Here is a 22,873-nt window from a genome sequence, read left to right on the forward strand (position 1 = left end):
CAACCGGGGAGTACCGGAATACAGCACTGATGGTGTGCGGAGGAATGAGCCGTAAGGTGTGTGACCCAATTGCGGATTACCACCATGGTCAGTGCTCCACACGTTGTTTTCGTCTGACTTGTTCCAGCGGCTCCATCCCGGACTTCAGCCCGCCAGAATGGCCAGGACCCTGCTTCCGCAAGCACACAGAAAAACTCAGTTCAGACTTGCCTGTCAGTGTCCGGTTTTACGGAAATGGGTTTGATGGGATACAGCCGATCATCGAATTGACTCAAGCGCGGGTACTCAATGGGCTCATCCGCATCGATGTTCTCCAGGCGCTGGCGATAGCTGAGCAAAAAATCTTGTCGAGCCTCAGCACTGATGTACGGCACATGCCAACTGACAAAAGGCTTCAGCACCTCCAGCCCAACATAAGCCAGAGTCCCGCGCAAGAGCGGGCGCAACATCTCTTCCAGGGAACCATGGATCGCGCCCTCGCCGAACATATGTTCGCGCCCGCCCAGTGTCACCGCTACCAGAGCTTTTTTGCCGCTCAGGCCTCCCTGGTCGTAGAACCGTTTACCGCCATAGCAGATGCCGGACACCAATACCCGATCTATCCAGCCTTTGAGAATGGCCGGTGTCGAGAACCAGTAAATCGGAAAATTGAGGATCAGCAGGTCTGCCCATAACAACTTCTCAAGCTCCTGTTGTATATCAGCGGCGAGGGCTTGTTCTTTGCTGTTCCGTCGCTGTTCGAGCGCGTAAACCAGATACTCGGGATTCTCTCTGATAGAGAAATCCTCAGCACTGGCCACCGGGTTCCAGTCCATCTCGTAAAGGTCGGATACCCGGACCTGATGCCCCTGGGCCTGCAAAGTCTCAACGGCCTGGTCGCGCAGCGCAGCGGTAAAGGATTTTGGCTCGGGATGGGCATGCACGATTAAAACGTTCATGGTAATTCCTTGATATTCAGGTGGCGTGATACATGCCGCATCAAAATTGATCGGCATTTAGCATGTACAGGCTTTCGCTACCGGCCTTCACCGACGCGCTCAACGAATGAATACGCGGCAACAGACGGGCGAAATAGAACCGCGCCGTGCCCAACTTGCTCGCGTAGAAATCGTCCTGCGCTTCTTTGCCCAGGGCTGCCTTGGCCATGAGCGCCCACATGTAGGCGTACGCCACGTAACCGAAAGTTTGCAAGTACTCGACCGACGCCGCGCCGATTTCGTTCGGGTTGTTTTTTGCCCGGTCCAGCAACCACGAGGTCAGTTCATCGAGGGTGGTCACGGCATCGTTGAGAGGCTTGGTGAACTCTGCCAAGTCAGCGCTGGCACTGGCGGTGAAGTGACGGATTTCGTCCGCAAACAGGTTGTAGAACGCTCCGCCGGTGCCGACGATCTTGCGCCCTACCAGGTCCAGCGCCTGAATACCGTTGGTGCCTTCGTAGATCTGGGTGATGCGCACATCACGAACCAGTTGCTCCTGGCCCCACTCACGGATGTAACCGTGGCCGCCGAACACTTGCTGGCCGTGAACGGTGGTCTCCAGACCGAGGTCGGTGAGGAACGCCTTGGCCACCGGGGTCAGCAAAGCGACCAGATCTTCCGCACGCTTGCGGGTGGTCGCGTCTTCGCTGAACTTGGCGGTGTCCAGTTGCATGGCCACGTAAGTGGAGAAGGCACGACCGCCTTCGTTTGAGGCTTTCATGGTCAGCAGCATGCGACGCACGTCTGGGTGGACGATGATCGGGTCAGCGACCTTGTCCTTGTTCTGCGCGCCGGTCGGCGAACGGCTTTGCAGACGGTCGCGGGCGTATTCGACGGCGTTCTGGTACGAGCGCTCGCCGGTGGCCAGGCCCTGAATACCGACACCCAAACGCTCGTAGTTCATCATGGTGAACATCGCCGCCAGGCCTTTGTTCGGCTCGCCGACCAGGTAACCCACGGCTTCGTCGAAGTTCATCACGCAGGTCGCGGAGGCCTGGATGCCCATCTTGTGTTCGATCGAACCGCAGTTCGCCGGGTTGCGCGCGCCCAGGCTGCCATCGGCATTGACCATGAACTTCGGCACAAGGAACAGCGAAATACCTTTTGGCCCCGCCGGTGCGTCCGGCAGTTTGGCCAGCACCAGGTGGATGATGTTTTCGGTCAGGTCGTGTTCGCCACCGGTGATGAAGATCTTGGTGCCGCTGACTTTGTAGGAACCGTCGGCCTGAGGCTCGGCCTTGGTGCGGATGATCCCCAGGTCCGTACCGGCGTGCGGCTCGGTCAGGCACATGGAGCCGGCCCAGACCCCGGCGTACATGTTTGGCAGGTACGCGGCTTTCAGCTCTTCGCTGGCGTGGGCGTTGATCGACAGGCAGGCGCCCGCGGTCAGCATCGGGTACAGACCGAAGGACAGGCTGGCGGAGTTGACCATTTCTTCGACTTGCGCGGAAACCGCCTTGGGCATGCCCATGCCGCCGTAGGTCGGATCGCCACCGACACCGACCCAGCCGCCTTCGGCATACGTCTGATAAGCCTGTGGGAAACCGGCCGGAGTGGTGACGGCACCGTCCGCCCAATGGCAACCTTCTTCGTCAGCCGCACGGCTCAGGGGCGCGATGCTTTTGCTTGTGACCTTGCCGGCCTCTTCGAGAATGGCTTCGACGGTTTCCGCATCGACGGTCTCGGCCAGCGCCGGCAACTCAGCCCAGAGTTTGGCGACCTCGAAAACTTCATTGAGGACGAAGCGCATATCGCGCAGGGGTGCTTTGTAGTCAGCCATGATGAAATCGCTCGCTTGGAGGTTGGACATTGCACATTCAGGATTCGCCAGTGCCGACAGAGAGGGCTGCGACTTGACCTTGCGGGACAACCGTTTCTTTGCTGCGTCGTTCACCGTTCAGGAGGAAGTACGACAGCGCCGGAATCAGGATCAGCGCCCCGAGCATGTTCCACAGGAACATGAAGGTCAGCAGGATGCCCATGTCGGCTTGGAACTTGATGGGCGACCACGCCCAGCAGATGACCCCGGCCGCCAAGGTAATACCGACTAGCCCAACCACCCGCCCGGTAAATGCCACCGCATTGCGGTAGGCCTGCGATAGCGACAAACCCTGGCGTTGGTACTGCAGCTGTACGCTGAGCAAGTACAGCGCATAGTCCACGCCAATGCCGACACCCAAGGCAATCACCGGCAAAGTCGCCACCTTCACGCCGATGCCCATGGCCACCATCAAGGCTTCGCAAAGGATCGACGTCAGCACCAGCGGCAACAGCGCAACCAGCGTCGCGCGCCAGCTGCGGAAGGTGATCAGGCAGAACAACGTCACCGCCAGATAGACGTACAGCAGCATGGTGCGGTTGGCCTCGCGCACCACGATATTGGTCGCGGCTTCAATTCCGGCGTTGCCGGCGGCCAGCAGGAACTGGCGATCGCCGGTGCTGTTTTCCTTGGCGAACTGGTCGGCAATCGCCACCACCGCGTCGAGGGTTTCGGCCTTGTGATCCTTGAGGTAGGCGATCACCGGCATCAGCGAACAATCGGTGTTGAACAGCTCCGGAGCGTTGACCGAGGCCTGTTGCGCAGCGTAATTCAGCACGTCCTGGTTGCGCTGGATGTTGTTTAGCTTGGGATTGCCTTCGTAGGTGCCAGCGGTGATCTGTCGTACCGCGTTGACCAGTGACACGGTGGTCTGCACACCCGGATGCTGTTGCAGCTTCCAGGCCAAGCGGTCGGCCAGCACCAGGGTCTTGTAGTTCAGGCAGCCTTCCGGCGCGGTCTTGATCATCACCGCGAACTGATCGCTGGACAGCGCGTAATGGCTGGTGATGTAGGCGTTGTCGCGGTTGTAGCGCGAGTCCGCGCGCAGCTCCGGGGCACCGCTGTCGAGGTCACCGATTTTCAGTTGCAGGCTGACCACGAATCCACCGACACCCAGCATCAGCGCCACCAGCACGGTCCCGGTGGCCCATTTTCGCGTGGTGAAACGGTCGAGCAAATCCCATAGTTTGCCGAAGCCTTTGTGGTGTTCGGCGCGGTTGTCGATTTTCAGCGCACGCTCGGCAGCCTTGCGCCCGACGCCGATGTAGGACAGCGCTACGGGCATCAGCAACAGCGAAGTGAAGATCAGCACTGCGACACCGATGCTGGCAGTGATCGCCAGGTCCTGGATCACCGGAATATCGATCAGCATCAGCACGGCGAAGCCTACGGCGTCGGCCAACAGTGCGGTGACGCCAGCGATAAACAAACGGCGGAAGGTGTAGCGCGCGGCGATCAATTTGTGCGTGCCACGAGCGATGTCCTGCATGATGCCGTTCATCTTCTGCGCCGCGTGGGACCCACCGATGGCGAAGATCAGGAACGGCACCAGCACCGAGTACGGATCGATCGCGTAGCCGAGCCAGGCAACAATACCCAGTTGCCAGACCACCGCGATCAGCGAGCAGCCGACCACCAACAGCGTGCTGCGCACGCAACGGGTGTAGGCGTAGATGATCAGCAACGAGGTGATGACCGCGAGGCCGAAGAACATCATCACCTGAATCAGGCCATCGATCAGGTCGCCCATCAGTTTGGCGAAACCGATCACCCGGACCTTGTACTGGCCCGTGCCCTCCTCCCCGGCCTTGTGTACGGCGCCGTTGGCGAACTCGAACTTGTCACGCAAGCGCTCTTCGAGCAGACGGGAAAACTGGTGGTAGTTGATGCCCTGGCCGGCGGCCGAGGTTTTATCCAGCAGCGGCACGATCAGCATGCTCGACTTGAAATCACTGGCCACCAGGCTGCCGACAATGCCGGCGCGGCTGATGTTCTGCCGCAGTTGTTCGATGTCCGATGGCGAGCCCTTATAGCTGTCCGGCATCACCGCGCCGCCCTGGAAGCCTTGCTCGGTGACTTCGGTCCAGCGCACGGCCGAACTCCACAGCGATTTCATCCAGGCGCGATCGACGCCCTGCATGAGGAACAGTTCGTCATTGACCTGCTTGAGAACCGTCAGGTAGTCCGGATCAAAAATATCGCCCTGGGTGTTCTCCACCACCACGCGCACCGTGTTGCCCAAACCTCGCAGCGACTGGCGGTTCTCCAGGTAGTTCTGGATGTAGGGCTGGCTCTGCGGAATCATTTTTTCGAAGCTGGGGCGCAGCTCCAGACGCGTCACCGCCATGAAGCCCAGCACCACTGTGGCCAGCGCCATGAGCAGCATGAACAGCGGGCGATGGTTGAATACCAGCCGTTCCAGCAGATTGCCGGAGTGCCGGTCGAAGTCCGGCAGTTCGCGGATCACCGGCATGGTGTCTTGCTTCAAATTGCCCATGTCTGGGTACTCACTCTGATTCTTATAATTATTCGACGGACAGCGTACGCACACCGCGGCCACCGACCAGCACCAGCGGACCATTGCCGGCCAATGCTGCACCGGCGACCGGCGTTTGCCCGGCCTGCGGCATCAATTGCAGCGCGGCATTGCCGCCTCGGCTCATGAGCATGTGCCCGGCCTGGGTGAACAGGCGGAAATGGCCATCGGCGTCCAGCGTGGCAGCGGTGACGCTGACCTGTAGGCCGCTATCGAGCCGGGCCCAGCTCAGCCCGCCATCGGTGCTGCGAAACACATGCCCGCGCAGGCCATAGACGAGCACTTCGCCAGGCTGGCCGACTACGCCGAAAAAGCTGCCTTGATAGGGTGTCGCAACGGCTGCGAAGCGTTGGGCGTTGTCATCCCATTTGAGCAGCAGACCTTGTTCGCCGACGATGTAGAGCGCATCGCCCGTGTAGGTGATGGCGTTGAGGTGAAAGCCTTGCGGGTTGTCGGTGCGATCCTGAAACGGAACCCAGTGCTGTCCACCGTCTTCGGTGCGCAGGATCAGGTTGAACACCCCGATCGCATAACCGAGTTTGTCGTTGGCGAACCAGACGTCGAGCAACGGTTTGTCGGCGCCCTCCTCGATCCACCGCTGGCCATCAGCGGCCAGCACGGCCCACTGTTCGTTGTCCGGTTCAGCCTCCGCCAGAGCGGTGTAATGCTTGAATATCAGCTCGCCGATCTGGCGGCCGTCAAGTTGTCGGGTCCAGGTGACACCGGCATCGCTGCTGTGCAACACCACGCCATCGTTGCCGACCGCCCAGCCTTGGGTGGCCGAAGGACAACTCACCGCCGTGAGATCGGAGCTGACCGGTACTGCGGCCTGCTGCCAGTTCTGTCCGACGTCATCGGAATAAAGAATGTGTCCGCGCTGCCCCACTGTGACCAGACGCTGCCCCGCCTGGACAACACCCAGCAAGGGACTGCGCGCCGCCAGGGCACTCGACTGGGCCGGCAAATCCAGCACGTCAACGTAGGTCGATGCCAGCGCGCCGCCCTGCAGCAACCCCAGCAGCATTCCCAGCACCAGTGGCGCGATCTTCTTGTTACAGGAGCCCATGTTGCGCCCTCTTGGCAAAAAGGCGCCGGGAGGTACGTACGACCCGGCGCAAAAACTGCTCGATTGACAATCGGCAGTAGCGACGAAGGTGTTAACGGATACCGGCACCTGCCAGCGATTCCGGTGCCCACTGGGTCTTGCTCAGCGCCTCGCTGTACTTGATACCGCCGTATGGGCCTGGGAAGCCGACGGCGCTGTAGGTGCCGCCGACCAGATCGTAAATCAGATAAGGCGAGGCATCCGGCACCTGTTGGTCGTAGCTTTGGCTGAGGAAGCTGTAGACGCCGCGGTACAGCTGGCCGTTGGCATCGTATTGGTCGGATGCCAGAGCGACCCAGGTGTCTTCATCCAGATAGAAGCGGCGCTTGGCGTAAATGTGCCGTGCCCCCGGCTTGAGCGTCGCCTCGACCACCCACACCCGATGTTTTTCCCAACGAACGAACTCGGGGGCCAAATGGTTGGGGGTCATTACCGGTTTCAAATCGCGCTGGTACGTCACACGGTAAGTGTTGTACGGAACGATCACTTCCTGTTTGCCCACCAGTTTCCAGTCAAAGCGATCCAGCGCACCGTTGAACACAAAGGAGTCGTCCCACGTTGAGGCCCCGGCGCTGCCCGGGTTAGGCGTGTCGTAGGCCAGGCTCGGTGCCAGTTTCACGCGGCGTTGCCCCGGCAGGTATTGCCAGCCACGGCGCGGTTGCACCAGCGGGTTGACCGAGTCGCGCAGCATCACAGCCTCACCGGCACGACGGGCCGGGCCGGTGAAGGTCAATTTGGTCTGGTAATAAGTGTCCGCGGCCGCCAGCTGTTTGGACAGGTCGTCATAGGCGGCGTAGTTGATCTGCGCGATACCGGTCGTGGCCAGACTGGCAACACCCGCGGAGTCGACGTTCCAGTTGTCATACTTGACCTGGAGATTGACGCCCTGGTAGCGCAGCAAGTGGTTCCAGATGGCTTCGGCGCCTGTCTTCGGGATCGGAAATGGAATGCCTGGCAGCGCATTTTCGATGGAGTTGCCGCCTTCGGTGGAGCGCGCCGCAGTGGCATTTTTTACTGTGTTGTCCAGCACGCCTTTAGGCAACGCGGCCGTGCGGTGGGTCGGGAACACCTCGACACGGAAGCTCGGATAACGCTTGACCAGTTCGGCGGTCACTGCGGTCAGTTGGCCCTTGTATTGATCCACGTTCTTGCCATCGATCACCAGCACTGGCTTTTCAGAAGCGAACGGATCAGGGCGCGATTTGTCGCCCGTCTTGAAGCTGGCCGGCGGGGTAGTCAAGCCCCCCTGATACGCAGGAATGGAACCGTCGGCATTACCGGCTTTTTCGGCACCGACCAGGGTCAATTGAGTGCCCAGTTTCGCAGCTTCCGAGGCATCGACAGCAGCGTGGGTCGGCCCGGCAAGGGCCATGGCCAGGGAAGCGGCCATCAGGGTATAGGCGAATTTCATCTTGGTGTTCTCCTGCTTTCGCGAGGCTGGGTGAATCAGAAGGTGGTTTTCAGGGTCAGGTAAAGCGCACCCCGATCCTCGGTGGCACCGGAGCCGGACGCCGACGCCAGACCGCCCGCGTAGCAGGTGTAGCGCTGTGTGCCGTCAAGGGCGTTAGGGGTCGAACCATCGTTTGCGCCGTCGTCGCAGTCAGTGGTTTTGCCGAAGGCGTCGACGTACTTGAGGTCGACGTAATACTTGTTGTAGATCGCAGCGCTCACCCCGACGGCGTAGTTGCCGGCATCTTCCGCGCCGCCCGCTACCACAGGTGAAACACCGTCGATACCGACGTTGACCGACATCGGAGCGCTCAGGTCCACACCGGGAAACACCTGATACCAGGTTGGTGTGAAGTTGACGGCGATGCCCCAGTTGTCACGGGTGGGTTGGTCGATGCCGCGATAGGTGTCCTCGCCCTTGTAGAGCGCCTTGTTTTTGCTATCGAGGCTCAGCAGGTTGCTGTAGTACAGCTCGCCCAACAACGTGGCGGAATCGAACAGCGGCGTGTCGGCGATTGCCACCAGGCCATTGATGGTCCAGTGCAGCGTGTCGCCCGTGGCGGCCAGGCTGTCACCGTCCCGTGGCACATCGGTGATTACGCCGGTACCCGCGCTACGTGCCGGGAGCAAGCCAAGACCCGCCTGCAAGCCGCCAGGCCCCGGGGCACTGATGATCGCCGGAATACTGGCCAGCGGCATGTTGTGGCGAATGTTCAAATCACTGCCAACGCTGACCCCGCCCACTTCCTTGGACAGGCTCAGGCCGTAGATATCGATGTCATCGCCATAGGCGAATTCATAGGTGGCGGTACCGATCGAGTTACGCAGCCCCGCGACCCCGCCCACGCTGGTCAGGCCCCGGGTATCGAGGACGGCTTGCGGGAGAATGTCCGAGGTCTTGCGGTAGTACGCACTCAGCGTCCCGTCCAGCCACTCGGGCGACCATTTGAGCATCAGGCCCCAATCACCGCGATTGTCCGGGGTGTAGTCATGTCCGCGCCGAACGGTGGTCAGGGTGCCGTTCGGCCCCGCCAGCCCCGCGCCGCCGGTATGCCCTAGCAGGAACGACTGCGCACCGAAGCCGACCACGTCGGAACCGCTATAGAACGTACCGGCCTCAGGCAGGCGAGCACCTTCCCAATCCAGGAAATACTGGGCGCCGAAGGTCAGTTCGGGAGTGAGGGTGAAGGTGCTGGAAATCTGGTTGCGCGGAACGAACAGTTCCTTAGCTTCGGTACCGGGCGAAGCCGCCGCCTTGGCCAAGTCGAGTGATGCCTGGCCATAGCTCAGCGAGTGCACCGGGTTGAGTACCGTCTCGCCCCAGAACACGTTGTGTTGACCGGCCTTGATACTGAGCTGGGAATCGTCGCCCACCTGGGTGTTGTAGAACACGAAGGCATCGAGCACTTCGCCGGACGGCCCGCTGTAGTAGCGCTGGGCATAGTTGCTCAGGTGCGGGCTGCCGAAAATGGCCGGTGCCACCGGACGCCCGCCAAACCCGGAAATCGACGAGTATTCATCGTTGCCGTTCACGAACGGGTTGGAGTTCGAGCCGGTGTTGTCATAAGCCTTGTCGTACCAACTGGCGGTGCTGACACGAAAGCCGGTTTTGTTCTGGTAGATCACATCCAGTTCGGTTAACAGGTCGACACGGTTGGTGATGTTGGTGCCGGCCTTGCGGAAGTTGTAATCACCGTCGTTGCTATTGGGCGTCCCCAGAATGCGCTTGTCGGCACTCTCCGTACGCACGCCATAGTTGTATTTGACGGTGTTGTCGAAACGAATGGACCAGTCCTCGCTGCCCATATCCAACTCGACAGCGTGGGCGGCCGGCAGACTCGAGGCCAGGATAGCGGTGGCGAGCAGTTGGCGCCGCGCGCAGAGATTGCGACTCTTCATCGGGTGATACACCTTTATTGTTTTTGTTGTGGCTTGCCGTCAGACCTGGCGGCTAACGACGGGTAATGGGGTTTCAGGCTACGGATGGGTACGCGCTAGTCCCGGAACCCACTCTAAGAGCAGCGCGGTGATCGGGATTGACTTATCGGGGCAACGGTTTGACATTTCGGGACGTCCGACAGACCGTCCCGAAAACTCAGATGTAGGTGCCGCCACCGGCGTTGATGATCGAACCGACCAGGTAACACTCGTCCGACGCCAGGTGGGACACCAGCGCCGCGTACTCCTCGCCCTTGCCCAAACGCCCCAGCGGCATGACCTGTTTGAACACACTGAGTTGCTCGGGCGATTGCTGTTCCAGGTAGCGCTCGAAGGCTGGCGTCTGGACGCCACCCGGACAGATCGCATTGACCTGCACATTGGCGCCGGCCACTTCATAGGCCACCGCACGGGTGAAGGCGATAACCGCACCTTTGGCTGCCGAGTAATGCGGGCTGTGCGCGCCCATGGCGGAAATGCCGGCAATGCTGGCGATGTTGATGATTTTGCCGTAGCCCTGGGGCTCCATGCGCTGCAAGGCGGCGCGGGTGCAATAGAAAACGCCGTCGACGTTTACCGTCCAGAAGCGCTTCCATTCTGCATCGTCCATGTTGCGAGTGATCTCCAGCGACTGACGGGGCAGCGGTTGGGTCACCAGCGCGTAATGGCGCTTGCGTCGCTCGTCATCATGGGGTTTGTCCGGCACCAACGCAGCATTGTTGACGAGGATGTGCAGCGTGCCGAATCGCGCATCGATCCGGTCGAACATGGCGTTCACTTCAGCGCTCGACGAGACATCACATCGCACTGCCAGGCATTGCGCGCCCAGCTCCTCGATCATGCCGCGTGTGGTTTCAAGCGCCGCCTCGTTGATATCGCAAATCACCACATTGGCCCCTTCGCTGGCCATGCGCAGGGCAATCGCCTGGCCCAACCCACCTGCACCACCGGTGATCAACGCAACTCGACCATTCATTTTCATGAGGCAACACTCCGTCTTATGGAAGACGCAGTGTCGCCCAGCCTTGGGGCTTGAGCCTTGACCTGGCGGGACATCGACCGTTCAGGTGGATGAATCGTTGCCAGCCTGCTTGCTGCGGTTGCGCCATTCCCGTGGCGAACAACCGAATTCAGTGCAAAACCAGCGCGTAAACGACGTCGGAACCGCGTAACCGATCATCATGCCCACACGCTGCAGGGAATAATTTTTGTTTGCCATGTAATGCAAGGCGAGTTCGCGACGCACAGCGTTGAGAAGTTCGGAAAATGTCAGGCCGGCCTCATCGAGTTCTCGTTGCAGGGTTCGCACGCTAACGCCTTTGGCATAGGCAACCTGATTGATGGTGGCGCGCCCGACCGGCATCAGCAAATAGATTGCCTTGCGCACATCGAAAATCACCGAGTGCTCGCTGGCGTCTGCCATCGAATCCATGAACTGGCGAGCGTAAACAGCCATCGCCGGGTCGGCCTGGGGATTGAGTTGATCAATATCCTCGGCGTCGCAAACGATGCCATCGAACTCAGCGTCGAACACGACCCGGCAACGAAAGAATCGCGTGTGCTCCTGCTGGCTTGCCGGGGCCTCATGGCTGAAATGAATGCTATGCGGATGCCATTGACTGCCCATCAGCGATTTGCAGGTGCGATGCAGTATGCCGATCGCCAGTTCGGCCGCCTGGCGCTTGGGTACGCCCGCCTCAGCCATGATTTCATCGCGGATCAGCACCGTGTTTCCCACCGTTTCCAGGTTCATGGCCAGTGTTCGGTTGAGCAGGTGTCGATACTCGATGCTGGTGAGCAGCATGTCTCGCAGTGTGCGCTGATGACTGAATAGCAAGCTGATGGCGCCGAGATCCGAGAGTCGTCGAGCGTCTGCCATGCGCAGGCCAAAGGCCGGGCAGGATGATTGAGCCGCGGAGGACTCCAGCAGCTTGAGTGCCGCCTCCAGCGGCAGCATGCATTCCGGGTCATTCAACATGACGGGAGTCAGGCCGACGCCACGCAGCATCTCGCCCGGATTCAGACCGAGGCTCTGGGCAATCTCCGTGTAGTTCTTGAGGGTTGCAGCCCGTACAAACGCGTCCATCGCACCTCCTCCCGTGATCTCCAATAGCTTCTGCAATCGATTATATGGGCACTCATTGAACACTGGTATTGGCACGTATTGAAAGGTTTTTGGCACGTGATGAGAGGTTTTCATCCGCTGGCTGCAGCAAAGTACAAGCCATGCACCACCGACAACGACACCCTCAAAGCACAAAAATAACAACCGATTGGAGACATGCATGAACTTTCTTGACGGATCCATGTACCCCGAAAACCAGCAAAAACTAGTCATTACCGCCGCCCCGTTTGCACCTTCCTGGATTCCAGCGGACTTCCCGGAAGAGATTCCAGTCACGATGGAAGAACACATTCAGATGGCCGTCGACTGCTACAACGCCGGGGCCACGGTGCTACACCTGCATGTGCGCGAGTTGGACGGCAAGGGCTCCAAGCGTCTGTCCATGTTCAACGAGTTGATCGCCGGCGTGCGCGAAACCGTGCCGGACATGATCATCCAGGTCGGTGGCTCGATCTCCTTCGCCCCGGAAGATGATGGCGATGTTGCCAAGTGGCTGTCGGACGATACGCGGCACATGCTCGCCGAACTCTCGCCCAAGCCCGATCAGGTGACGATTGCGATCAACAGCAACCAGATGAACGTCGTCGAGCAAATGCTCGAGGCCGACATTGCCGGTACCAGCATGGGCACGCCCGAGGGCTTTCGTGCCTATCGCGAGATGACCATCCCGGCCGGCCCGGAATGGGTCGAGGAGCACATCAAGCGCCTGTCGGCCAACGGCATTCAAACGCAATTCCAGCTCGGCAACATCCCTTCATTCGAAACCGTCGAGCGGATGATGCGCCGCGGCGTCTGCAACGTGCCGCTGATCCTCACCTGGGTGGCGATTGGTGGTGGTGCCGACTCCCCTAACCTCTACAACCTGGCGAATTTCGTGCGTGCCTGTCCGGACGGTTCCGTGCTGACACTGGAATCCTCCGTCCTCAACGTGCTGCCACTGAACGTGATGGCGATTGCCCTGGGCCTGCATGTGCGTTGCGGCACCGAGGACAACATCTGGACCCAAAGCCGCGATCGCAAGATGGGCACAGTGGAGCAGATCGAGCAACTGGTGCGCATTTCCCGGGAAATGGGTCGCGAAATTGCCAACGGCAAAGAGGCTCGCGAGATCTACAAGATCGGCACGTTCTACAAGGACGCTGATGAGACGCTGGCCGAGAACGGCTTCGCGCCTAACCGCAAATCCGGTCAGAAAGGCTTTACCCAATTCGGCTAAGTCGAACCTTGCGGGGCACACGCTAGCAGTACCTGCGTGCGTCCCGCGAGTCCCGCTACACATCATTTCAAGAGCTGCGAATGAACGCGGCCGTAACAAGAGGAAAGACTACGTGACTTTGCATGCTCCAATGGAAGTACGCAGTGACACCTGGCGACGTGTCGCACGACCCTACGCCTGGGTGGTCTTCGCCCTGACCTTCGGCCTGTTGCTGTCAGACTTCATGTCCCGACAGGTACTAACGGTGGTTTTCCCGCAGCTGAAAGCTGAGTGGGGTCTCTCCGATTCCGAACTCGGCGCCCTCTCCGGCGTCGTCGCCATCGCCGTCGGCGTGCTGGCCTTCCCTCTGTCGGTCGTCGCTGATCGCCTCGGTCGCATCCGCAGCCTGATCCTCATGGCCGCGATCTGGAGCTTCGCCACCCTGATGTGTGGTTTTGCCTCCGACTATCAAGAGATGTTCGTGGCGCGCTTTTTCATTGGCGTCGGTGAAGCGGCCTACGGCAGCGTCGGCCTTGCCGTGGTGCTGAGCATTTTTCCGCCGCAGCAAAGGTCCACGATCACCGGCGCGTTCCTGGCCGGGAGCATGGTCGGTTCCGTACTTGGCATTGGCCTCGGTGGCGTCCTGGCGACACATTTCGGCTGGCGTGCGTCCTTCGTTGGCATGGCGATTTATGGTATCGCGCTGACGGCGGTGTATGCGCTGGTCGTCAGGCCTGGCCGCCTTGAATCGCCGCGCCCGGCTGCCGGCTCGGATCAGCGTCAGGTTCTTCCTCCGCTCAGGAGCCTGTTCTCGACGTCTTCCGTCTTGAGCATCTACATCGGCAGCGGCCTGCAATTGTTCGCCATCGCCGCCCTGCTGACCTGGCTGCCCAGCTACCTGAGTCGCTTCTACGACATGCCGCTGACGAAAGCCGGTGCGGTCGCGGCCATTTTCATGCTCTGCACGGCGGTCGGCATGCCTCTGTGTGGCGCCATCGCCGACCGCTTGTGCCACGGTTCGCCGACGCGAAAAATCAGATTGACCATGGGGTACTGCCTGCTCTGCAGTGCGCTGTTGACCGTGGCCTTTCAACTGCCGGTGGGCATTGCTCAACTGGTCATGATTGGCCTGGCGATGTTCATTGGCGGTGGCATCGTCGGCCCGTCCGGCACCATGGTCGCCGACCTGACGCCACCTGCCTTGCACAGCACCGCGATGGCCACGCTGGCCATTGCCAACAACCTGCTGGGCATGGCTCCGGGCCCCTTCGTCACCGGTTTGCTCGCCGATCGCATCGGCCTGGCCTCAGCGCTGCAACTGCTGCCATTGGCTGGCGTTGCCGCCGCGCTGGTCCTGATGGTGGGCGTGCGCAACTACCAACAGGATCTTCAGCGCGTCTGTGTTCAACCCTGCTCCTGAGGCATGCACGATGACATGTAACGCCCATCGTCGAAGCATCCTCACCTTCTGCGAGACCTTGTCATGAACAACACCCTGGAACTGCCGGTCTCTGTCGATCCGGGTATCGGAAAGCGCACGCGCGTGCAGGCCGACGGTCGCTATATCGCGTTGTTCAATGTCGAAGGCCGGATTTACGCCATCGACGACAGCTGCCCGCACAACGGCGCCTCGTTGTTGTTCGGCCAAGTCGATGGTTGCTGGGTGCAGTGCCCTGCCCATGGCCTGCGTTTCGACCTGGCCACCGGCTGCATGCGCGGTGGCGGGTTGAATGTACGCACCTATCCCGTCGAGGTTGCCGAGGACTGCATTCGAATCACCCTACCCACTCCAATCACCCGCCACCAATAACTTCAATAGCAGGTTGATCATGACCCAATCATTCACCACCGCCCGTCATTGGCAACAGAGTTACGACGCCCGCGTACCGGCGGATATCAACCCCGACACCTGGCCTTCGGTGGTCGCGATGGCCGAAGATGCCATGCAGCGTTACGCCAGCCACACGGCATTTCACTGCTACGACCGTTCACTCAGCTATGCCGATGTCGACTCGCAGTCAGGCGCGTTTGCCGCTTACCTGCAACATCTTGGTGTGCAACGTGGCGACCGTATTGCGGTGATGCTGCCGAACATCCCGGCGTTTCCCGTCGCCATGTTTGGCGTCCTGCGGGCCGGTGCGGCGCAGGTCAATGTCAACCCGACGTACACCCCGCAAGAACTCTTGCACCAGCTCAACGATGCCGGGGCCCAGGTCATTGTCATCATCGCCAGTGCCCTCCCTGCACTGGAAGCGATCCTGGTCAGCACGACCATCAAAAAAGTCATCGTGGTACAGCCGCGCGACACTCTGGACGGGCCCGTCGGAACCGGCGATTTTGACATCCCGTCATCATCGGCATTTCCAATGACGCGTTTCACCGCTGCCCTGCACGAGGGCGGCAAGCTACCGCTGACACCGGTCGAGCTGACGGGCGATGACTTGCTCTTTCTGCAATACACCGGCGGGACGACTGGCCCCTCGAAAGGTGCTGCGTTGTCTCACCGCAACCTCATCGCCAACATCATGCAGGCGCGGGCATTTCTACCCGACATGTTTGACCCCGACGGAAACAACGTGGTGGTCACGGCGCTGCCGCTGTTCCACGTGTTTGCCCTGACGATCAATCTGCTGATCGGTTTTTCGGCCGGGGCCGAGAACTGGCTGGTCCCCGATGCACGCAACAGCGATGACCTGGTCGGTACGTTGATCAAGGCTCGGCCGACGCTGCTGACCGGGGTCAATACCCTGTACGGCGCGCTGGTACGCCACCCGCGCATTGGTGAAGTGGATTTCTCGCGCCTGCGCCTGGCCATCGGCGGCGGAGCAGCGGTATTGCCGGCTACCTCGACGCTGTGGAAGAACATCACCGGCCAGGAAATACTCGAAGGCTACGGCCTCTCCGAAACCTCGGCCATCCTGTGCCTGAATGTCATGGGTCGCAGCCAGTTCTCGGCGGCCGTCGGACTGCCATTGCCGTCGACCGACATCGTGTTGCTCAAGGATGATGATCAACCCGCCGAGTTAGGCGAGGCGGGAGAAATTTGCGCCAAGGGGCCGCAGATCATATCCGGCTACTGGCACAAGCCCACTGCCAACGCCAACGCGTTCACCGCCGATGGTTACTTTCGCACCGGTGACATCGGCATCTTTGCCGCCAACGGCCTGCTCAAGATCGTCGATCGCAAAAAGGACTTGATCATTGTCTCGGGTTTCAACGTTTACCCCAACGAGGTCGAGGTCGTCGTCGCCAGTTGCACAGGTGTCAGCGAATGCGCCGTGATCGGCATGCCGGATGAGCGCAGCGGGGAATCCGTGTGCCTGTACGTCGTCAAAGCCGCCAACGCCACGCTTGATGAAGCCCTCCTGATCGAACACTGCCGTGCCCACCTGGCGGCCTACAAAGTACCTCGCCAGGTGCGGTTCCTTTCGGCGTTGCCCAAGTCCACGGTGGGCAAGATATTGCGCAAGGACTTGCGCGTACTTGCTACTGCGGGCAGTCCGACTGAAGCGACCATGGCCAGTTGAAGCACGCCGCTTCCACGCCTTGATACCCCTTCTCAACCCAGCCATCCCATAGGCGAATGAAGGCCCCTGCCCGTTTCCATTCGCCATCACTGCCTCCCGTTCCTTCGGCCCATACGACGGCATTTGGCACCAAATGAAAGGTGGCTGGCACCAAATGAGAAGTGCGCAACCCGCCATCGCCCTAGAGTAAATCAACGACCACATCGCCACCTGCCCGATGCCATATCCCCATGGCTTCGCCTGCGAGGACTTCATTTCATGAGCTCAATCGCTCTCGTCAATATTCACTCTCGCGCCCTCGAACTGGCACCGGGATTTTTCGTCAGCGTGATCGTTGCCACGGCGGCGACCTTCCTCTCAGAGCACTATGGCGCCCCCGTAATGCTGTTCGCATTGCTGCTCGGTATTGCGGTGAATTTCCTGGCCGGCGAAGGCAAGTGCAAGGCCGGTATCGAGTTCACCGCGCGCACTGTCCTGCGTCTGGGTGTGGCCCTGTTGGGGATGCGCATCACCTTGGAACAGATTGCGACCCTGGGCTGGAGGCCGGTGGCCTTGGTGGTGATTGTTGTGGTGGTGACCATTGCAGTTTCCGTAGTCGCAGCCAAGGTCTTGGGCTTTAAACGCCTCTTCGGCATGCTCACCGGTGGCGCCACGGCGATTTGCGGCGCCTCGGCGGCACTGGCCCTGGCTGCCGCGCTGCCCAATCACCCGCAAAAGGAACGCGCCACGCTGTTTACCGTGATCGGCGTGTCGGCGCTGTCCACGCTGGCGATGATCCTCTACCCGATGATCGCCAATTGGTTTGCCTTGTCGCCGCAGGAGGCCGGGGTGTTCCTCGGTGCGACCATCCATGACGTGGCCCAGGTCGTTGGCGCCGGTTACAGCATGTCTACCGAGACCGGTGACACCGCCACCGTGGTCAAGCTGATGCGCGTGGCGATGCTTCTGCCGGTGATCCTCTGCGCCACGCTGATCACACGCGCGCAGGGTGCGGACCCAACGGGTAAGCGCCCTCCACTGCTGCCCATGTTCGCTGTCGGCTTCCTGGTCCTGGCGTGTATCAACAGCACCGGTTGGATAGCACCGGCGGTGCAGGGATTCGTCAATGAATTGTCGCGTTGGTGCCTGGTAATTTCCATCAGTGCCCTGGGGATGAAAACCCAACTGAAGGAACTCGCCTCAATCGGCATCAAACCGATCCTGTTGATGGTCGGCGAAACCGTGTTTCTCGTGGGCTTGGTTCTTCTATTGCTGCACTGGGGGCTGTAAATCGCGGGTTTGCGAAGGCCGACCCGGCCTTCGCATCAGAGCAAGAGGTGACGTGATGACTTCAAAAGGTGCCTGCGACCGGCCCCTCGTCGGCCAGTTTTTTGGCTTCCTCAATGAGGATCGGGGCGCCGAGCGCCATGCTGTGGATGCCCAGAATCGAGGTGAGCTGCAGCACCGCCAGGATTTCCTCGACGGTGACGCCCAGCTCCAGTGCCTTGCGGATGTGGCGACGCACACCGGGGGCATACAGATGAGTGCAGGAAGCATCGACGGCGATGGCGATCAGTTCGAAGGTCTTGGGGTCCAGAATCCCCTTGCGAATAGGGTGCGTAGCCATGCCGAAAAACTTTTCCACCCATTGCGCGTCCAGCTCGGCCAGCGGGTCCCAGGCGGGATTCCAGCTGCCGGCGTCACGCATGGCATCGCAGGTTGGGGTGCCAGGGTTGGTCTGTTCTTCATTCATTTGCAGTTCCTCAAGGTTGAATGGTTGCTTTCAACTCTAACGCTGCCGGTGCCCTCTGGCTTGACTCCAGGGGGCAGCGGCGTGACATCTCGGGACACGTGCAACGTATGGGTAATCGCTCAATGAAAAGTCTTGTTCGCAGTGCCAGCCTCACCAACTACGCGGAAATTGCCCGCTCGTTGAACGTCGATCCCATGCAGCAGTTGCGTCTTGTCGGCCTTGACCCGCGCTGCTTGCTGCAACCGGACCTGAAAATTTCCATCGAAGCCGTAGCACAGTTGCTCGACAGCTCGGCGCGAGAGGCGGGCGTGGAAGATTTTGGCTTGCGCATGGCGGAAAGTCGCAAAGCCTCCAACCTCGGCCCCCTGGCGTTGTTATGGCGCGAACCAACCCTGCGCTCAGCCTTGAAGGCGCTCCAGCAATTCCTCCATCTGCACAATCAGGGGCTGGTGCTGGACATCGAGGAAAGCGGCGGTGTGGCGGTGCTACGGCTGGAACTGGTGTCGGTCAACCACTTGTTTGTACGCCAATCAGTAGAGCTGGCGGTAGCGGTGACCCACCGAATGCTCAAGGCTTTGCTCGGCAACCATTGGCATCCATCCGCGATCTGTTTCCGTCACTGCAACGCGCTGGACGATAGCCGGCATCAGCGTTTGTTCGGTACAACGGTACAGTTCAACTGCTTGATGGACGGCATCGTCTGCCGCACCAGCGATCTCGACCGCGCCCTGCCCAGTGCCGATCCGGAAATGGCCCGCTACGTACAACAGTACCTGAACAGCATTCGCGAAGATTCCCGAACAGCGTTGCTGGAGCAGGTGCATCAAATGATCTGGATGCTGCTGCCGACTGGGCGCTGCTCGGTGGAACAGGTCGCCGCGCACTTGGGACGCGACAGACGGACGTTGCATCGACAGCTGACGCGAGAGGGTGAGACGTTTTCTTCGCTGCTGGATCAAGTCCGCAAGGAACTTGCATCACGTTACCTGGCAAATCCCCACCATCCTTTGAGCGAAATTGCCGCCGTTCTCGGTTTTTCCGAACTGAGCGCCTTCTCCCGCTGGTTCAGCCGACTGTTCGACTGCAGTCCATCATCCTGGAGAACCCAGCCCTCCCCGATCACCCCAAGAAAGTCGTCTCTTGGGTTATTCAATTAGAGGCTGTCCCAATGGACAGCCCATATAAAGCAGAAGCTAGCGTGCGCCAGAACGCGATGGCTTCAGAATTACCAAGACCAATCGGCCGATGCTCGAAACTAGCCAATTGCGACAGGCAGCAGTCGGCCGATTCTGTTGAAAAAGTCGGCGTGCGGATTCGGTCTCTTCTACAGAGCCGATCCATAACGGCCGTTCCATCAGAGTTTCGGGCATCATAACGACCTTAAAAAACAGAACCTCGAACATGAATCATGAATCATGAACTTTGGCAGGAACCTGATGGCTGTCAGACCTTTTGTCTAGCCGGTGCTCAAGGTGATGGTGCGCGTGCGCTTATGCATTCGGAAGCGAAGCTAGTTTGGGAGGTCGAGGCTGAAAGTCATTTCGAAGCGATGACCAAATATTATGCGCACATGCAGTGGGGCGAATACCTGACGGACTTTCCCTTACAAGACAAGACTTCCTACAGAAAACTGGGCTGGGAATGACCAGTCAAGAGTCGGATAAAACTGCGGAGTCCTCTCTATCTGATAACCACTTGCCATGGTCTGCTTTGGGTCGACTTTGCTAAGAATGGCGCTCCTGTGTCGCCTACGGCAAAATCACTCCATCGGCCAGCGAGAGAGTACGCAGCATGATGGGACAGTTATCGAGTGGGAAGGAGCGACGGTTTTACTCGTTCAACCTTGAAGATCACATCCCAGCCAATCACCTTCTGCGCAGCATTGATCGGTGTCTCGATCTGAGCGATCTGCGCCATTACCTCGCCGATTTTTACAGCCCGATTGGGCGTCCGTCGATTGATCCAGAACTAATGATTTGCATGCTGATCGTGGGCTATTGCTACGGCATTCGCTCAGAGCGGCGGTTGTGCGAAGAGGCCCATTTGAACCTGGCGTATCGCTGGTTCTGCCGGTTGAGCCTTGAAGACGAAATCCCCAGCCACTCGATCTTCTCCAAAAATCGACACGGCCGTTTTCGGGACATTGATCTGTTTCGCTGGTTGTTCAATGAAGTGCTGCGTCGCTGCATGGACGCCGGTCTGGTCAAGGGCGAAGGCTTTGCCGTGGACGCCAGCATCATCAAAGCGGATGCGAGTCGGCAGCGCGGCGTACCGGGTGATGAACCGGTCAACTGGAGCGATCCGGCCCTGAGCACCCGCGCCGTGCGTGAGTACCTTGAAGGCCTCGATGAAGAGGCTTTGGCCGAAACGCTACCGAAGCGCCTGTCGCTGACGGATCCTCAAGCCCGCTGGACCGCTGCTCCAGGCGGCCCAGCTTTCTACGCTTACGCCACGAATTATCTGATCGATACCGAGCTCGGCGTGATCATGGATGTGGAACCCACACCGGCTCATCGAACCGCAGAAGTCGAGAGCACCAAGACGATGATCGATCGGGTCGAAGCGCAGTTCGACATCAAGCCGGAGCGCCTCATTGGCGACACCGCTTACGGTACCGCGCCGATGCTGGCCTGGATGGTGGAGGAAAAAGACATCGAACCGCATGTGCCGGTGTGGGACAAAACCGAGCGTAAGAACGACAGTTTTTCGAGCAACGATTTCCACTGGAATGAAGAGGCTGAGGAATACCGCTGCCCGGCCGGCAACCCATTGCGCAGCGAATGGCGAGCCTTCAAGAATGAGCGTTCACACGTCACCAAAGCCAACACCATCATCTTCCGATCCCGGCAGATCGACTGCGCTACGTGTCCGATGAAAGCAAAGTGCTGCCCGAACACAGCGTTCCGCAAGATCGCTCGCAGCGTCCATGAAGCCGCTCGCGATGTGGCTCGACGCATTGCAGCAACGCCGGCATATCAGCGCTCTCGCCACGAACGTAAAAAGGTCGAAATGTTGTTTGCCCACCTCAAGCGCATCCTGACATTGGATCGCCTGCGGCTAAGTGGCATGAGTGGCGCGACGGATGAATTCGCGCTGGCCGCTGCGGTGCAGAACCTGCGACGGTTGGCCAAATTTTCATCTCAAGGGCCACCAGTCACGGGATAGGTGCGCCTGCACCAAGCAAAAAACCTCAAATTAACCTAATAACAGAGCAGCAAAGGTCACCGAAGGGCCGAAAAACCACTCAATGTGGTGAGTAGGTTCTCCGGTGGTGGTCGTGCCTGAGTTCAGGCCATTTGAAAATCCGACTTTTTCAACAGAATCGGCCGATAGCTGCCCGTCGCGAAGGGCTGAAATCGGCCAGAACCGGACGGTCACTACGTGTCCCAACCGATACCGATAAGAGGCAATCCGCTAAACGCTCTTGAGAAACCTGCGCCATGCGTACTGGTTCGTATGTATCAATCGCCGTGGTGACGGTTTACGGGACTGCATCAGGCGTTTGACGTGTGTCAGGGTCTATACTAATTTCGCCCTTTTAATCAGATCCACCCTTGATCACCGCACAGCCCACCAGGCAGAACACGTGAAACATTCGACACTTACTGCCGCGCTGCTCTGCCTATTACTTGGCACTCCCGTCAGGGCCGAGCAGTATCAGGTCGTTACTGAAGAGTGGGCGCCGTACAACTACCAGGAGAAAAATCAGCTCACCGGCATGGCCACGGAGATCGTTCGAGGCATAATGGCGCTGACCGGGGATGACTTTGAGGTGGTGCTGCTGCCCAGTATGCGAAGCGCCCGTGCATTGAAGACCCGGCCCAAGACCATCATGTATTCACTATTCCGCACGGCAGAGCGCGAACCGTTATACAAGTGGGTCGGACCGATCGTGGAAGAGTCCATTCACCCCTATCAGTTAGCCAATGCGCAGCAGCCGGTGAATTCCTTGGAGCAGCTACTGCACGCCCCAAAAATTACGACGAGACATGCCGGCCTGATACCCGAGACTCTGCAGTCGCGGGGCTTCAACAACCTCGAAAAAACTGCAACCGAGAGCCTGCAGCTCTATCGCATGCTGCTAGCCGGGCGCACCGATATCATCATAGGCGACACCGATGCGGGAGTGGCTTACTACAGCCGCCAGTTGAACATCGCCCCCGGCACGCTGCGGCAGATTCCCATCGAGCTCTATCGCTCATCGCTGTACATCGCCTTCAGCCGCGACTGTGACGACGAACTGGTAGCCTCCTGGGCCCACGCCCTGGAGCAACTGCGCCACTCGGGCGAGCTGGAGCGCATCCAGGATCGATACAATCAACCCATCGGGCAATGAAAGCGCGGAACCAGCGCAAGCCCGCTTCGCACTTATCCAGCCTTGCTCTCACTCAACGCGGAGGATAAGTCATGAACATTTTTGCAACATACAGCTATCAGCCTTGGAACAAGGGAATGGCTTAACCCAGCCAC

At 59.6% G+C, this 22,873-nt stretch carries 18 protein-coding genes; 9 read left to right on the plus strand and 9 right to left on the minus strand.

Annotated features, from left to right (window positions below):
- Window positions 1-200: 200 nt before the first annotated feature.
- The 8 genes from DJ564_RS19985 to DJ564_RS20020 form a co-directional block, all read right to left on the minus strand.
- Window positions 201-938 (minus strand): NAD(P)H-dependent oxidoreductase, encoded by a 738-nt coding sequence (locus tag DJ564_RS19985; RefSeq protein WP_109632674.1) that lies wholly within the window; start codon window positions 936-938, stop codon window positions 201-203.
- A 40-nt stretch (window positions 939-978) separates the two neighbouring features.
- On the minus strand, window positions 979-2,757 hold the full coding sequence (locus tag DJ564_RS19990; protein ID WP_109636127.1) for an acyl-CoA dehydrogenase C-terminal domain-containing protein: 1,779 nt from the start codon (window positions 2,755-2,757) through the stop codon (window positions 979-981).
- A gap of 37 nt (window positions 2,758-2,794) precedes the next feature.
- A complete protein-coding gene (locus DJ564_RS19995) occupies window positions 2,795-5,293 on the minus strand; it encodes an RND family transporter (protein ID WP_218277761.1) in 2,499 nt (832 codons plus the stop codon).
- 28 nt (window positions 5,294-5,321) lie between these two features.
- Window positions 5,322-6,398, minus strand: coding sequence for a YCF48-related protein (locus DJ564_RS20000; protein WP_109632676.1), 1,077 nt, complete (start codon window positions 6,396-6,398; stop codon window positions 5,322-5,324).
- A gap of 91 nt (window positions 6,399-6,489) precedes the next feature.
- Window positions 6,490-7,848 (minus strand): DUF1329 domain-containing protein, encoded by a 1,359-nt coding sequence (locus tag DJ564_RS20005; RefSeq protein ID WP_109632678.1) that lies wholly within the window; start codon window positions 7,846-7,848, stop codon window positions 6,490-6,492.
- A 35-nt stretch (window positions 7,849-7,883) separates the two neighbouring features.
- Window positions 7,884-9,785 carry a DUF1302 domain-containing protein gene (locus DJ564_RS20010; protein WP_109632679.1) on the minus strand — a complete coding sequence of 634 codons (1,902 nt, stop codon included), beginning with the start codon at window positions 9,783-9,785 and terminating at the stop codon, window positions 7,884-7,886.
- 196 nt (window positions 9,786-9,981) lie between these two features.
- Window positions 9,982-10,806, minus strand: coding sequence for an SDR family NAD(P)-dependent oxidoreductase (locus tag DJ564_RS20015; protein ID WP_109632681.1), 825 nt, complete (start codon window positions 10,804-10,806; stop codon window positions 9,982-9,984).
- Window positions 10,807-10,887: 81 nt separating this feature from the next.
- Entirely contained in the window at window positions 10,888-11,910 is a 1,023-nt protein-coding gene (locus DJ564_RS20020; protein WP_109632683.1) for an AraC family transcriptional regulator, read from the minus strand.
- A 199-nt stretch (window positions 11,911-12,109) separates the two neighbouring features.
- Here DJ564_RS20020 and DJ564_RS20025 point away from each other — a divergent pair, with 199 nt between their 5' ends.
- From DJ564_RS20025 to DJ564_RS20045, 5 genes are all read left to right on the plus strand, one after another.
- Window positions 12,110-13,165, plus strand: a complete 1,056-nt coding sequence (locus tag DJ564_RS20025) for a 3-keto-5-aminohexanoate cleavage protein (protein WP_109632685.1) — start codon at window positions 12,110-12,112, stop codon at window positions 13,163-13,165.
- Window positions 13,166-13,295: 130 nt separating this feature from the next.
- Entirely contained in the window at window positions 13,296-14,564 is a 1,269-nt protein-coding gene (locus tag DJ564_RS20030; protein ID WP_109632687.1) for an MFS transporter, read from the plus strand.
- A gap of 63 nt (window positions 14,565-14,627) precedes the next feature.
- Window positions 14,628-14,954 (plus strand): Rieske 2Fe-2S domain-containing protein, encoded by a 327-nt coding sequence (locus tag DJ564_RS20035; protein ID WP_109632689.1) that lies wholly within the window; start codon window positions 14,628-14,630, stop codon window positions 14,952-14,954.
- Between the two features lie 19 nt (window positions 14,955-14,973).
- The gene (locus DJ564_RS20040; RefSeq protein ID WP_109632691.1) at window positions 14,974-16,671 is read left to right on the plus strand and encodes an AMP-binding protein; all 1,698 of its coding nucleotides are present in this window, start codon (window positions 14,974-14,976) and stop codon (window positions 16,669-16,671) included.
- 258 nt (window positions 16,672-16,929) lie between these two features.
- Complete coding sequence (locus DJ564_RS20045) at window positions 16,930-17,940, plus strand: YeiH family protein (protein ID WP_109632693.1); 1,011 nt, start codon at window positions 16,930-16,932, stop codon at window positions 17,938-17,940.
- 61 nt (window positions 17,941-18,001) lie between these two features.
- On the opposite strand, the gene DJ564_RS20050 is transcribed toward DJ564_RS20045, so the two are convergent.
- On the minus strand, window positions 18,002-18,403 hold the full coding sequence (locus DJ564_RS20050) for a carboxymuconolactone decarboxylase family protein (protein WP_077182624.1): 402 nt from the start codon (window positions 18,401-18,403) through the stop codon (window positions 18,002-18,004).
- A gap of 122 nt (window positions 18,404-18,525) precedes the next feature.
- Between DJ564_RS20050 and DJ564_RS20055 the strand changes: the two genes are divergently transcribed.
- From DJ564_RS20055 to DJ564_RS20070, 4 genes are all read left to right on the plus strand, one after another.
- The gene (locus tag DJ564_RS20055; RefSeq protein WP_109632695.1) at window positions 18,526-19,560 is read left to right on the plus strand and encodes an AraC family transcriptional regulator; all 1,035 of its coding nucleotides are present in this window, start codon (window positions 18,526-18,528) and stop codon (window positions 19,558-19,560) included.
- 251 nt (window positions 19,561-19,811) lie between these two features.
- Window positions 19,812-20,048, plus strand: a complete 237-nt coding sequence (locus tag DJ564_RS20060; protein WP_109632697.1) for a hypothetical protein — start codon at window positions 19,812-19,814, stop codon at window positions 20,046-20,048.
- Window positions 20,049-20,194: 146 nt separating this feature from the next.
- Complete coding sequence (locus DJ564_RS20065; RefSeq protein WP_109632698.1) at window positions 20,195-21,568, plus strand: transposase; 1,374 nt, start codon at window positions 20,195-20,197, stop codon at window positions 21,566-21,568.
- 421 nt (window positions 21,569-21,989) lie between these two features.
- Window positions 21,990-22,739, plus strand: coding sequence for an ABC transporter substrate-binding protein (locus tag DJ564_RS20070; protein WP_109632700.1), 750 nt, complete (start codon window positions 21,990-21,992; stop codon window positions 22,737-22,739).
- Window positions 22,740-22,873: the final 134 nt, after the last annotated feature.

This window comes from Pseudomonas sp. 31-12 (assembly GCF_003151075.1).
GTDB lineage: Bacteria > Pseudomonadota > Gammaproteobacteria > Pseudomonadales > Pseudomonadaceae > Aquipseudomonas.